This window comes from Delftia sp. GW456-R20, assembly GCF_001622915.1.
In the GTDB taxonomy this organism is placed as follows: Bacteria; Pseudomonadota; Gammaproteobacteria; order Burkholderiales; family Burkholderiaceae_C; genus Comamonas; species Comamonas acidovorans.
In genome coordinates, this window is sequence record NZ_LWCN01000005.1 from 347,900 (window position 1) to 360,742 (window position 12,843).

Sequence of the window (12,843 nt, forward strand, 5' to 3'; positions counted from 1 at the left end):
CGCATGAACGACAAACGCCGGGCAAGCCCGGCGTTTGTGTTGTGAAGGGACGCTGACGAGAGAGATGCAGATCAGTGCTGGGCCAATTCCAGAGACTGCAGCGACCGGGCTGCAGGAATCGGCGCACGCTGCTGTGGCCTTGGCGAACTTGGCGTCCTTGGAGAACTTGCTGCGGGCGCCACGGCAACGGACGGGGCCAGCGCGGGCCTGCCCTGCGCTGCCGCTGCCGAGAACCCCGCACCCGCCGCAGACTCTGGCTCGTCATCGAGCTTGAAGGCGCCCACCGCCTGCTCCAGATCCTGGGCGCGCTCGCTCAACGCCGAGGCCGCGCGCGAGGCCTGCTGTACCAGGGCTGCGTTCTCCTGGGTCGCGCTGTCCATGTGGCCCACGGCGGCGTTGACCTGGGCGATGCCCTCGCTTTGCTCGCGCAGCGCCTGCGACATTTCGCCCAGCAGGCCCGAGACCTGGCCCACGGCGCCCACGATTTCCTGCATGGTGGCGCCCGCCTGGTTGACCAGGCCGGCTCCGCTTTCCACCTGGCGCACGCTGGTGGTGATCAGTTCCTTGATCTGCTTGGCGGCCTCGGCCGAGCGCCCGGCCAGGCTGCGCACCTCGCTGGCCACGACGGCAAAGCCCCGGCCCTGCTCGCCCGCACGCGCCGCCTCCACGGCCGCATTGAGCGCCAGGATATTGGTCTGGAAGGCGATGCCTTCGATGACCTGGATGATGTCCACGATCTTGCGCGAGCTGCCGCTGATGGCCTCCATGGTCTGCACCACCTCGCCCACCACGGCCCCGCCGCGCTTGGCGGTGGACGAGGCATCGACGGCCAGCCCGCTGGCCGAATGCGCGCGGTCGGCGTTCTGGCGCACGGTGGCGGTGAGCTGCTCCATGCTGGCCGCCGTCTGGGCCAGCGCCGAGACCTGGGCCTCGGTGCGGCGCGACAGGTCGGAGTTGCCGGCGTCGATCTCGCCGGCCGACAGGCCGATGGAATCCGTGGACTGCTTGATGCGGCCGACCAGCTCGGTCAGTGTGTCCTCCATGGTGCCCAGCGCGCCCAGCAGGCGGCCGAAGTCGCCCTGCAGCTCGGTCGAGAACTCCTGGCTCAAATCACCGGCCGCCACGGTCTCGGCAATCAGGATGGCCTGGCCCAGCGGCTGCACGATTCCCCGCCGCAGGCTGAACCAGGCCACCAGGGCCAGCACGCAAACGGCAGCCCCCAGCCCCAGCACCCACCAGCGCGTGTGCACCAGCGCCTGCTCGGCCACCGTGGTCGCTCCCCCGGCCGCCAGCGCCTGTTCGGCCTGCCCCAGTGAAAACACCGTGACCGCCATCATTGTGAAGACCAGCAGATTGATACCGCCGAACGCAATCACCAGTCGCCAGCCTATCGGCAGCCTGCCCAAGCCCAGTACGCCCACGTGCCACCTCTTGTACATATGGCCCGAGGGCCTTGGTGAAAAACCTGTTGAGGGAATCATCTCATCGGTGTTTCATTTTGCAACACAGAATGGGGCATTGCCAATCTGCGGGAAACCACCATATCCACGCGGCCAGAGCGCAGCGCACGGGCTCTGCCGGCTGCCAGCGGCAAGGGTAGCCAGCGTCTGAGACAATGCCCGCCGTGGACATCTCCAACCTCATCCAGACCGTACTCATCTATGCCCTGCCCGTGCTCTTCGCGATCACGGTGCACGAGGCAGCCCATGGCTATGCCGCGCGCTACTTCGGCGACAACACGGCCGCCATGATGGGACGCATCACGCTCAACCCCATCAAGCACATCGACCCCATCGGCACCATCCTGATGCCGCTGCTGCTGTACTTCGCCACCTCGGGCGCCTTTCTGTTCGGCTACGCCAAGCCCGTGCCCGTGCGCTTCGACCAGTTGCGCAACCCCAAGCGCGACATGATCTGGGTGGCCCTGGCAGGCCCGGCCTCCAATTTCGTGCAGGCCCTGCTGTGGGGCGTGCTGCTGGTGGTTCTGGTGGGATCGGGCGTGGGCGAGCGCTTCTTCATAGAAATGTGCCGCGCCGGCATCCTGGTCAATCTGGTGATGTGGGCCTTCAACCTGTTTCCGCTGCCGCCGCTGGACGGTGGCCGCATCCTTGTCGGCCTGCTGCCCTGGCGTCAGGCGCAGTGGGTGGCGCGCATCGAGCCTTGGGGCTTTTTCATCGTCATGGGCCTGGTCATCGCCGGCGTGGTCGGCAGCCTGTGGCTGCGCCCGCTGATGGACCTGGGCTACGCCGTGATCGACTTCGCGCTGACCCCGCTGATCGCGCTGCTGCGCTGAACGCGTTGCAGAGCGGCCCACCGGCTGTCTCTGCGGCTCCCTGTTTTTCTTTCTTGCCTGTCGAAGCCTCCCGTCATGAGCACCATCCGTTTCCTCACCGGCATCACTCCCAGCGGAACCCCGCACCTCGGCAACTATGCCGGCATGCTGCGCCCGGCCATCGCGGCCAGCCGCTCGCGCGAGGTCGAGAACTTCTACTTCCTGGCCGACTACCACGCCCTGATCAAATGCCAGGACCCGGCACGCGTGCAGCGCTCCACCATCGAGATCGCGGCCAGCTGGCTGGCGGCGGGGCTGGACCCCGAGCATGTGACCTTCTACCGCCAGTCCGACATTCCCGAGATCCCCGAGCTGTGCTGGCTGCTGACCTGCGTGACCGGCAAGGGCCTGCTCAACCGCGCCCACGCCTACAAGGCGGCCGTGGACAAGAACCACGCGGACGGCACCGAGACCGATGACGGCGTGACCGCCGGCCTGTTCATGTACCCCGTGCTCATGGCGGCCGACATCCTGGCCTTCAATGCGCACAAGGTGCCTGTGGGCCGCGACCAAGTCCAGCACATCGAGATGACGCGCGACATGGCCTCCAGCTTCAACCACATCTACGGCGGCGAGTTCTTCACGCTGCCCGAGGCGCAGGTCGAGGAGAACGTGGCCACGCTGCCCGGCCTGGATGGCCGCAAGATGAGCAAGAGCTACAACAACACCATCCCGCTGTTCTCCTCGCGCGAGCAGCTGCGCAAGCTCATCGGCAGCATCACCACCGACTCGCGCACGCCCGGCGAGCCCAAGGAAGTCGAGGGCTCGGCCCTGTTCCAGATCTACCAGGGCTTTGCCAGCGAAGAGGAAACCGAGGCGCTGCGCCGCCAGTACGCCGAAGGCATTGCCTGGGGCGACGCCAAGCAGCAACTGTTCGAGCGCATCGACCGCGAGCTGGCGCCCATGCGCGAGCGCTACGAGCACCTGGTGGCCCACCCTGCCGAGCTGGAGGACATCCTGCAGGCCGGCGCCGCCAAGGCCCGCCGCGAGACCCTGCCCCTGATCCGCGAACTGCGCTCGGCCGTCGGCCTGCGCAGCCTGGCACAGGCGCCCGTGGCCGCCAAGGCCAAGGCCGCCAGGCAGGCCCTGCCCCAGTTCAAGCAATACCGCGAAGCCGACGGCAAGTTCTACTTCAAGCTCGTCGCCGCCGACGGCCAGCTACTGCTGCAAAGCCTGGGCTTCGACGCCCCCAAGGAAGCCGGCCAGGCCATTGGCCAGCTCCAAAAGGAAGGCGAGGCGGCCCTGTCCGCACTGCAGCCCCGGCTGCAGCCCGCAGACCCCCAGTTGGTGCTGGCCGCCCTGCAGCAACTGCGCGATGCCGCAGAGTAAGGGTAAGCTTCGCTTTAGAAACCGCCTATTTGCGGGCAGTCCTGCCCGCGGGCTCGGCGCCGGGATTGCGGCGCGTGCGTGAAAGGACATTTGGATGCGTATAGCTGCTCTGGACGATGATCCGCTGCAACTGGAGATGCTGCGTCAGGTCGCGCTGGAGACGGGCCACAGCTGCCACACCTACCAGACGGGCTCGGCCCTGCAACTGGAGCTTCGCCGCGAGAGCTTCGACCTGCTGATCGTGGACTGGCACCTCCCGGACATGGAAGGAACGGACCTGGTGCGATGGGCGCGTGGCCATGTCAGCCGCGAGCTGCCCATCCTCATCATCACCCACCGCAGCGAAGAGGCCGACATCGTCGAGGGCCTGTCCTGCGGCGCCGACGACTTCATGGTCAAGCCCGTGCGCCATGCCGAGCTGCGCGCGCGCATGGCCGCCCTGTTGCGCCGCGCCTATCCGGTGAACACGCAAAGCGTGCTGGAGTTCGGCCCCTACCGTTTCCTCACCACCACCAACAGCCTGGAGATGCACGGCCAGCCCATCGAGGTGACGCACCGCGAGTACACGCTGGCCCTGACCCTGTTCCAGAACCAGGGCCGGCTGCTGTCGCGCGAGCACCTGCGCGAAGCCGTGTGGGGACACAACGCCGAAGTGCAGTCGCGCTCGCTGGACACGCATATCTCGCGCCTGCGCGCCCTGCTGAACCTGCGCGCCGGACAGCCCTACGCCATCAGTGCCGTGTACGGCTATGGCTATCGCCTCGATGTGCCCGACGCAGCGCTGCAGGCGCTGCAGCAGGCATCATGACCGTACACATGCCTGCCGCCCTGGGCAGACCCGTATCGCGGGCCTGCATGCTGGCCGCTCTCGGCCTGCTGGGCCTGGGCGGCGCGCAGGCCCAGATCAAACCCGTGGGCCGCAACGGTGACACGATGGCACACCGGGTCGTCGCCGGCGACACGCTGGAGCAGCTGGCGGCGCGCTACCTGGGCGATGCCCGCCAGTGGACCGACCTGCAGCAGCACAACGGCGTGGCCAATCCCTACCGCCTGCGGCCCGGCTCCGTGCTGGAGATCCCCGTGCGCCTGCTGCGCGCCGCTGTCGCCTCCGTGGAATTCGTGCAGGGCGATGCACGCAGCACGCGCCCGCTGGACCACCTGGCCGATACGCAGGGCGCGGCCGGAGACGATGCGGGCCAGCCCCTGCGCAAGGGACAGACGCTGCAGGAAGGCGAGCGCCTGCAGCTGGCCCCGGACGCATTCGTCGCCGTGCGCCTGGCCGATGGCTCCCTGGTGCGCGTGCAGTCGCAGTCCGATGTGGTGCTGCGCCAGATGCGCCGCAAGGGCCGTGCCGGCAGCCTGCAGTCCGTGCTGGACCTGCGCGAGGGCGGCGTCGAGGCCTCGGTGCCGCCCGAGCCCGGCAACGCACAGCGCCGCTTCGAGATCCGCACGCCCGCTGCATCGACCAGCGTGCGCGGCACCCGCTTCCTGGTCCAGGCCGATGCCGCCGGCAGCACGGCGGCCGCCGTCGATGAAGGCACCGTCGCCGTGGGCTCCGACGCCTCAAGCGCGAACACTGGTGATGCGCTGCTGCGCCCGGGCCAGGGCGTGGCCGTGGACGCCAATGGCCGCGTGGGCGAGCCCCGCCCCATGCTGGGTGCGCCCGACATCACGGCGTGGCCCGCGCTGGCGGAAGACGCCAACTGGATCAGCCTGCCCCTGCCCGGCTTGCCGGGCGCCGTGCGTTACCAGCTACAGCTGTCGCGCGATGCCGACATGACCCAGGTGCTGCGCAGCGCCAGCTTCCAGGCCACGGCATCGCCGCTGCGCCTGGCGGGCGTGGAGGACGGCGACTACGTGCTGTCCCTGCGCGGCATCGATGCCCAGGACATTCCGGGCGCCGCCAGCCGCCGCGCCCTGCGCGTCAAGGCCCATCCCGTGCCGCCGCTGTATGAATCCCCCCAGGCCGACGCCACCGTGGGCCTGGGCCGCGCCAGCCTGCAATGCACCCAGGTCGTGGGCGCCGCGCGCTACCGCATTCAGGTCGTCTCTGCCGATGCGCAGGCCGGCTTTGCCGAGCCCGCCATCGATGCACGCGACCTGAAAGACTGCACACTGCCCGCCACCACGCTGGCCCGCCTGCCGGCCGGACGCTATCTCTGGCGTGCCGCCAGCATTCGCACGCTGGCCGATGGACAGCCCGACCAGGGCCCGTTTGCCGCAGCCCAGGCCATGCGACTGGCGGCCGTTCCTCCCCAGCCCTCGGCCAGCGCGCTGCAGCTGGGCGACGGCCCGGCCGAAGGCAGCCGCCAGATCCGCTGGAGCGGCGAGCCCGGCCAGCGCTACCACGTGATGGTGGCGCGCGACCAGGAGTTCACCGCGCCGCTGGTGGACCTCTGGACCGACCAGCCGCAATGGAGCACCGAGGACCTGCCCGCAGGCAGCTACTACGTGCGCCTGCAGATCGAGGATGCCAACGGCCTGCGCAGCGACTTCTCGGCCGCGCGCCAGTTCCGCACCGGCAGCTGGATCGTCGATGCCAGCGGCGAGATGATGCATTCGGGCAACGGAGAGCGCCTGCAGCGCCAGTAACCGTGCCCGTTCATTCCCTGACCGCGCTTGTCCACCCAGCCGCCCCTGCCTGACAGCCCCGCCACGCCGGCGCAGCCAGCGCCTGCGCGTGGCCGTGGACTGCGGCGGGACTGGCTGCTGCTGGCGGCGGGCCTGCTCTCCCTGGTGTTCTGGCTCAGCGGCGACGGGCAGCTCGACCGCATCAACGGCTTCGTCCAGGACACGGCCAGCTGGCTGCACCGGCCCAAGGCATCGCAGGACATCGTCATCGTCGCCATCGACGATGCCAGCATCGACGCCATTGGCCGCTGGCCCTGGCGTCGCGCCCTGCACGCCGGCCTGCTGGAGCGCATCAGCCAGGCACCGCCGCGCGCCATAGGCCTGGACGTGATGCTCAGCGAGGAAGACCTGGACTATCCCGGCGACGACCTGCTGCTGGCGCGCGTTCTGCAGCGCAGCGGCCGCACCGTCTTGCCCGTGGCGCCAGGCAGCGGCCCGCTGCCGGCCTTCGCACAGGCGGCAGCGGCGCTGGGCCATACCCAACTGCCCGTGGACGCCGATGGCGCGGTGCGCGGCTTCCATGCCATAGAAGGCAGTGCGCAGCAGCCCTGGTGGCACATGGCGCTGGCCCTGCACTGCGTGGGCGAGAACGGCCGCGCATGCGCCCGCCCGGAGCCCGTGCCGCCCATGGACCCCGACGCACCCTCCTGGCAACGCCGCCAGCAGGAGATCATTGCCTTTGCACAGGCCAGGCCGGAGCAAGGCGCCAGGGACCGCTCGCCCTTCACCACCTATTCCTACATCGACGTGCTGCGCGGTCGAATTCCTGCAGCGGCATTCCGCGGCAAATACGTGCTCATCGGCACGACGGCCACCGGCCTGGGCAGCCGCTTCACCGCACCGCTGGGCACCAGCGCGCGGCCCATCTCCAGCGTGGAGATGCTGGCCCATGTGCTCAACGGCAGCCTGCAGGGCTCGCATGTGCATCCCGCGTCGGCCACGCTCAACCGCGCGCTCAATGCGGCAGCCGTGCTGCTGGCCCTGCTGGCCCTGGCCTGGCTGGGCCCGTCGGGCGGCATGCTGGCCTGCGCGCTGCTGGCCCTGGCCTGCCTTTCGCTGGCCGGGCTTGCACCGCGCCTGTGGCAGGTGCAGACAGCGCCTGCAGCCGGCCTGCTGGGCCTGGCCCTGGCCTATCCGCTATGGAGCTGGCTGCGCCTGCGCGCCGCCGCGCGCTTTCTGGCGCTGGAGCTGCGCGACCTGCAGGGGCAGGGCCTGCCCACCGCGCTGCGCCTGGGCGGCGACCTGCTGGACCAGCGCATCGCGGCCGTGGAGCAGGCTTCGCGCCAACTGCGCGCCCTGCACCATTTCGTCAGCGAAAGCCTGCGCCAGCTGCCCTCGCCCACCTTTGTCTGCGACCGGCAGGGCCATGTGCTGCTGGCCAATGCCGCAGCCCACGCCTATGCACGCAGCCTGGGGCATGGCCTCAGGGCCGGCGATGCCCTGCCCCGGCTGCTCGATGGTCTGCGGGCACTGGACACGGCAGCCGGCGCATCCGCCGGCCAGCCCTTGCTCACGCCCGAGACACTTGCCGCCCACGGCCTGCCGCCCAGCAGCGAGGGGCGCGACCCCATGGGACGCAGCCTGATGCTGCTGACCCAGACCTTCGAGGCACCGCCGACCACGGGCTGGCTGATCACCCTGGTCGATATCAGCGATCTGCGCAGCGCCCAGGCCCAGCGCGACCAGGCCATGCAGTTCATCTCGCACGACATCCGTGCGCCTGTGGCATCCATCATCACCTTGCTGGAGATGCAGCGCGGCGCCGTACAGGCGCCCGACCTCGGCCTCCTGCTGCCGCGCATCGAAGGCTATGCCCAGGCCTCCCTGCAGCTGGCCGACGATTTCGTGCACCTGGCACGCGCCCAGCAGCAGGCGCTGCGCCGGGAACGGCTGGACCTGGGCCTGGTGCTGGACCAGGCCGTGGAAAGCTGCTGGGCCCAGGCCTCTGCGGCCCACGTGCAGCTGGAGTTCCTCCTGCCCGAACAGGAATGCCCCGTGCTGGGCGATGCGGGCATGCTCCACCGCGCGGCCGTCAACCTGATCGGCAACGCCATCAAATACGGAGCGCGCGCAGATCAGGCAAACCCCGCCACGGTGCAATGCCTGCTGCAGCAGGACGCAGGCCATTGCCGCATCACCATCCGGGACCACGGGCCCGGCATGGATGGGAAGGCCGTCGCCCGGCTGAGCCAGCCGTTCGAGCGCCTGGACCATCACCAGCACCTCGACGGCGTGGGCCTGGGCCTGGCCTTTGTGCGCACCGTGGCCGCCCGACATGGCGGGCAGCTTGAGATAGAAAGCACGCCCGGCCAGGGCAGCGCCTTCAGCATCGTGCTGCCGAAAGCGGAACAGGCCTGACTGGCATCCCAGGGATGCGGATGCAAATGCAGAAAACGAAAAAGCCCTGAAGTCTTTTAACTTCAGGGCTTTGCGTTTTTTGGTGCGGCTGGCAGGAATCGAACCCACGACCCCTTGGTTCGTAGCCAAGTACTCTATCCAGCTGAGCTACAGCCGCAACGCTTCGCATTGTAGCAGCGGGTTTTGGGGCTCCCGGACAAAAGCGCCATATTTCTGCAAAAAACCCGGCAGCCGCATTCCCCGGCAACCGGGCGATGGCATGCCATGCGGCAGCCGTGCGCCCAGCAAAAAAGCCTGCCGCCCGGAAAGGCGGCAGGCTTTTCATACCAATGGATGGTAGGGCCTCCCAGAGTCGAACTGGGCACCAACGGATTATGAGTCCGCTGCTCTAACCAAGCATGAGCTAAGGCCCCTGATTCACCAAGGCAGCACGGATGCAGGCCATGGCAAACAACTATTGTAGAGCCTAACCCGCAGGACTCAGCGCTTGTGACTCAGCGCATTGCTGACGAGCTTGGAGGTGATGTCCACGATCTGGATCATGCGGTCGTAGTGCATGCGGGTGGGCCCGATCACGCCCAGCGTGCCCACCACCTTGCCGTCGAGTTCGTAGGGCGCGCTGACCACGGACAGCTCCTCGAAAGGCACGACCTGGCTTTCACCGCCGATGTAGATGCGCACGCCTTCCGCCTGGCTGGAAAAATCCAGCAGCCTGAGGATCTGGGTCTTTTGCTCGAACAGGTCGAAGGCGCGGCGCAGATTGCCCATGTCGCTGGAGAAATCGCTGACCGACAGCAGGTTGCGCTCGCCCGCGATGACCACGTCCTCCTGGGCGCTGGTCATGGCCTCCGTGCCGATGTTGACGGCCGCCTGCATGAGCGTGGCCACCTCGCCGCGCAGCAGCTCCACCTCGCCCTTGAGGCGCTCGCGCACCTCTTCCATGGCCAGGCCCGCGTAGTGGCTGTTGAGGAAGTTGGAGGCTTCGATCAGCTGCGAGGACGAGTAGTCCACGTCGGTGAAGATGACGCGGTTTTGCACGTCACCGTCGGGCGATACGATGATGACCAGAAAGCGCCGCTCCGACAGCCGCACGAATTCGATGTGTTTGAACACCGAGGTGCGGCGCGGCACCAGCACCACGCCCACGAACTGGGAAAGGCTGGACAGCAGGTTGGCGGCGTTGGCAATGACTTTCTGCGGCTGCTCGGGCGCGAGCTCGGGCGTCACGATATCGGCACGGTCTGCAGTGAGCATGGTGTCCACGAACAGCCGGTAGCCCCGGGCGGTCGGAATGCGGCCCGCCGAGGTGTGCGGGCTGATGATCAACCCCAGGTCTTCGAGGTCAGCCATCACATTGCGTATCGTGGCAGGCGACAATTCAAGCCCCGACGCACGCGACAGGGTTCGCGAGCCCACAGGCTGGCCGTCAGCGATATAACGCTCGATCAGCGCTTTGAGCAACAACTTGGCACGTTCGTCGAGCATGTGATGATTTTAATGATGTAATTTCCAGAAATGACGTCCACGTTTCGCCACGTTGCCTTGATCGGGAAGTACCACGCTCCCAGCGCAAGCGCCCCGTCCGAGAATGCCAGCAACGCGCTTGAGCGCATTGCGGACTTCCTCAGGCGCCAGGGCTGCGAAGTCGTGCTTGATACCCAATCGGCCCTGCACGCAGGGCTCACAGACTACCCCACCCTCGATGTCGATGGCCTGGGCAGGCATTGCGACCTGGGCTTGGTCGTCGGCGGCGACGGCACCATGCTCGGCGTGAGCCGGCACCTGGCGCAATACGGAACGCCCCTGATCGGGGTGAACCAGGGCCGCCTGGGCTTTGTCACCGACATTGCGCTGGAGGACTTCGAGGCCACGCTCACGCCCATGCTGCAGGGCGAATACGAGGAGGACCTGCGTCCTCTGATGTGCGCCCGCGTGATCCGCGACGGCCAGTGCGTGTTCGAGGCCCTGGCCATGAACGATGTGGTGGTCAACCGCGGCGGCACATCGGGCATGGTGGAGCTGCGCATCGAGGTGGGCGGCCGCTTTGTCTCCAACCAGCGCGCCGACGGCCTGATCGTGGCCACGCCCACGGGCTCCACGGCCTATGCGCTGTCCGCCGGCGGACCGATGATGCATCCGTCCATCCCCGCCTGGGTGATGGCACCCATTGCGCCGCACAACCTGTCCAACCGCCCCATCGTGCTGTCCGATGCCAACGAGGTCACGATCGAAGTCGTGGCCGGGCGCGATGTCAGCGCCAATTTCGACATGCAGTCCCTGGCCTCGCTGCAGCACGGCGACCGCATCCTCGTGAGCCGCGCCCACCACAGCGTGCGCTTTCTGCATCCCAAGGGCTGGAACTACTTCGCCACGCTGCGCAAGAAACTGGGCTGGAACGAGGGAGGCGCCTGACCATGGCGCTCAAGCGCATCGTTCTGCGCGACTTCGTGATCGTGCAGGCCCTGGATCTGGACTGGCATGCGGGCTTCACCGTGCTGACCGGGGAGACCGGCGCCGGCAAATCCATCCTGATCGACGCATTGCAGCTGGCCCTGGGCGCCCGCGCCGACGCCGACGTGGTGCGCGAAGGCTGCACCCAGGCCGATATCTGCGTGGAGTTCGACGGCTGCGCGCGGCTGCGCCCCTGGCTGGAGGCCGCAGGCCTGGCCTGCGAGGACAGCAGCCTGCTGCTGCGGCGCACGGTGGACACCCAGGGCCGCAGCCGCGCCTGGATCAACGGCACACCAGCCACGGCCACGCAGCTGCGCGCCCTGGGCGAGCAGCTGATCGATATCCACGGCCAGCATGCCTGGCAAAGCCTCACGCGGCCCGATGCGGCGCGCGCGCTGCTGGACGCCTATGCCGGCATCGACAGCCGCGAGGTCCAGGGCTGCTGGAGCCGTTGGTCCCAGGCCCGGCAGGCGCTGCAGCATGCGCAATCCGCCCAGGACAGCCTGCAGCGCGAGCGCGAGCGGCTGCAGTGGCAGATCACCGAACTCGACAAGCTGGCTCCGCAGGCCGACGAGTGGGACGAGCTCAATGCCCAGCACACGCGCCTATCCCATGCCCAGACCCTGATCGACACCGCCCAGACCACGCTGCAGATGCTGGAGGACGACGAGGCTGGCGTGATCACTCCGCTGGGCCGCGCCAGCCACCTGATCCAGAACCAGGAGCACCTGGAGCCCGACTTCCAGAACATTGCCGACGTGCTGGCCTCGTGCATGGCCCAGGCGCAGGATGCGCGCCATTCGCTGCAAAGCTATCTGCGCCGCGCCGACCTGGACCCCGAGCGCCTGGCCGAGCTCGATGAGCGCCTGTCGCTGTGGATGCAGCTGGCGCGCCGCTACCGCCGCACGCCCGATGAACTGCCGGCACTGCTGGCCGGCTGGCGCCAGGAGCTGCAGCAGCTGGACGCCGCCGTGGACATCGAGGCCCTGCACGCTGCCGAGCAATCCGCGCAGCAGCATTACCAGGCCAGCGCCCGGGTGCTGTCGCAGCAACGCGCCCTGGCTGCGCCGCGCCTGTCGCGCGCCATCACCCAGGCCATGCAGGGCCTGGGCATGGAAGGCGGCCTGTTCGAGGCCGCCCTGTCCACGGCCGACTCCCCTGGTGCCTTTGGCGTGGACAGCGTGGCCTTCCTGGTCGCCGGCCATCCTGGGGCCAGTCCCAAGCCGATTGCCAAGGTGGCCTCGGGCGGCGAGCTGTCGCGCATTTCGCTGGCGATTGCCGTGACCACCAGCGAGCTCGGCGAGGCCGGCACGCTGATCTTCGACGAGGTGGACTCCGGCGTTGGCGGCGCCGTCGCCGAGACCGTGGGCCGCCTCATGCACGCACTGGGCCGATCGCGGCAGGTGCTGTCCGTCACCCATCTGCCGCAGGTTGCCGCCTGCGCCGACCAGCACTACCTGGTGGCCAAGCAACGCGCGAGGCAAGGCACGCTCAGCACCGTGCAGCCGCTGGACAGCGCCGCACGCGAGGCAGAGCTGGCGCGCATGCTGGGTGGCGAGCGACAGTCCGAAACCACGATGGCCCATGCCCGCGAAATGCTGGCCATGGCGCGCCAGGCACCTGCACCCCGCCCACCCCCGCGACGGGCCGGCAGGCAGCGGCCCCAGGCCGATGCCGACCGCACACGGTCCAAGCCGGGACGCGCGGCCAACGGCGCGCGCAACACCAATGGAGGCTGATGC

9 protein-coding genes and 2 tRNA genes are annotated in these 12,843 nt (G+C 68.5%); 7 read left to right on the forward strand and 4 right to left on the reverse strand.

The annotated features are described in order from the left end of the window. Positions 1 to 71 precede the first annotated feature (71 nt). A complete protein-coding gene (locus A4F85_RS25565; protein ID WP_063328202.1) occupies positions 72 to 1,439 on the reverse strand; it encodes a methyl-accepting chemotaxis protein in 1,368 nt (455 codons plus the stop codon). 176 nt (positions 1,440 to 1,615) lie between these two features. Between A4F85_RS25565 and A4F85_RS25570 the strand changes: the two genes are divergently transcribed. From A4F85_RS25570 to A4F85_RS25590, 5 genes are all read left to right on the forward strand, one after another. Beyond that, on the forward strand, positions 1,616 to 2,293 hold the full coding sequence (locus A4F85_RS25570; protein ID WP_063328203.1) for a site-2 protease family protein: 678 nt from the start codon (positions 1,616 to 1,618) through the stop codon (positions 2,291 to 2,293). Between the two features lie 75 nt (positions 2,294 to 2,368). Further along, positions 2,369 to 3,661: a tryptophan--tRNA ligase gene (locus tag A4F85_RS25575; RefSeq protein WP_043825000.1), complete on the forward strand. Its 1,293-nt coding sequence runs from the start codon at positions 2,369 to 2,371 to the stop codon at positions 3,659 to 3,661. A 94-nt stretch (positions 3,662 to 3,755) separates the two neighbouring features. Beyond that, complete coding sequence (locus A4F85_RS25580) at positions 3,756 to 4,469, forward strand: response regulator transcription factor (RefSeq protein WP_012207214.1); 714 nt, start codon at positions 3,756 to 3,758, stop codon at positions 4,467 to 4,469. Continuing rightward, a complete protein-coding gene (locus tag A4F85_RS25585; protein WP_063328204.1) occupies positions 4,466 to 6,253 on the forward strand; it encodes a FecR family protein in 1,788 nt (595 codons plus the stop codon). Before A4F85_RS25580 ends, A4F85_RS25585 begins: the two co-directional genes overlap by 4 nt. Before the next feature lie 27 nt (positions 6,254 to 6,280). Further along, complete coding sequence (locus tag A4F85_RS25590; protein WP_063328205.1) at positions 6,281 to 8,650, forward strand: CHASE2 domain-containing protein; 2,370 nt, start codon at positions 6,281 to 6,283, stop codon at positions 8,648 to 8,650. Positions 8,651 to 8,730: 80 nt separating this feature from the next. On the opposite strand, the gene A4F85_RS25595 is transcribed toward A4F85_RS25590, so the two are convergent. From A4F85_RS25595 to hrcA, 3 genes are all read right to left on the reverse strand, one after another. Next, positions 8,731 to 8,807, reverse strand: a tRNA-Arg gene (locus A4F85_RS25595). Positions 8,808 to 8,984: 177 nt separating this feature from the next. After that, positions 8,985 to 9,063, reverse strand: a tRNA-Ile gene (locus A4F85_RS25600). 67 nt (positions 9,064 to 9,130) lie between these two features. After that, positions 9,131 to 10,135, reverse strand: coding sequence for a heat-inducible transcriptional repressor HrcA (gene hrcA, locus A4F85_RS25605; protein ID WP_034396851.1), 1,005 nt, complete (start codon positions 10,133 to 10,135; stop codon positions 9,131 to 9,133). 30 nt (positions 10,136 to 10,165) lie between these two features. On the opposite strand from hrcA, the gene A4F85_RS25610 reads away from it, so the two are divergent. Further along, the gene (locus A4F85_RS25610) at positions 10,166 to 11,062 is read left to right on the forward strand and encodes an NAD kinase (RefSeq protein ID WP_012207218.1); all 897 of its coding nucleotides are present in this window, start codon (positions 10,166 to 10,168) and stop codon (positions 11,060 to 11,062) included. A gap of 2 nt (positions 11,063 to 11,064) precedes the next feature. After that, a complete protein-coding gene (gene recN / locus A4F85_RS25615) occupies positions 11,065 to 12,840 on the forward strand; it encodes a DNA repair protein RecN (protein ID WP_013800868.1) in 1,776 nt (591 codons plus the stop codon). Positions 12,841 to 12,843: the final 3 nt, after the last annotated feature.

Excerpts from the sequence above, each read along its gene's own strand:
- A4F85_RS25565 (WP_063328202.1), bottom strand. The coding sequence starts at position 1,439 with ATGTACAAGAGGTGGCACGTGGGCGTACTGGGCTTGGGCAGGCTGCCG.
- A4F85_RS25570 (WP_063328203.1), top strand. The coding sequence starts at position 1,616 with ATGCCCGCCGTGGACATCTCCAACCTCATCCAGACCGTACTCATCTAT.
- A4F85_RS25575 (WP_043825000.1), top strand. The coding sequence starts at position 2,369 with ATGAGCACCATCCGTTTCCTCACCGGCATCACTCCCAGCGGAACCCCG.
- A4F85_RS25580 (WP_012207214.1), top strand. The coding sequence starts at position 3,756 with ATGCGTATAGCTGCTCTGGACGATGATCCGCTGCAACTGGAGATGCTG.
- A4F85_RS25585 (WP_063328204.1), top strand. The coding sequence starts at position 4,466 with ATGACCGTACACATGCCTGCCGCCCTGGGCAGACCCGTATCGCGGGCC.
- hrcA (WP_034396851.1), bottom strand. The coding sequence starts at position 10,135 with ATGCTCGACGAACGTGCCAAGTTGTTGCTCAAAGCGCTGATCGAGCGT.
- A4F85_RS25610 (WP_012207218.1), top strand. The coding sequence starts at position 10,166 with ATGACGTCCACGTTTCGCCACGTTGCCTTGATCGGGAAGTACCACGCT.
- recN (WP_013800868.1), top strand. The coding sequence starts at position 11,065 with ATGGCGCTCAAGCGCATCGTTCTGCGCGACTTCGTGATCGTGCAGGCC.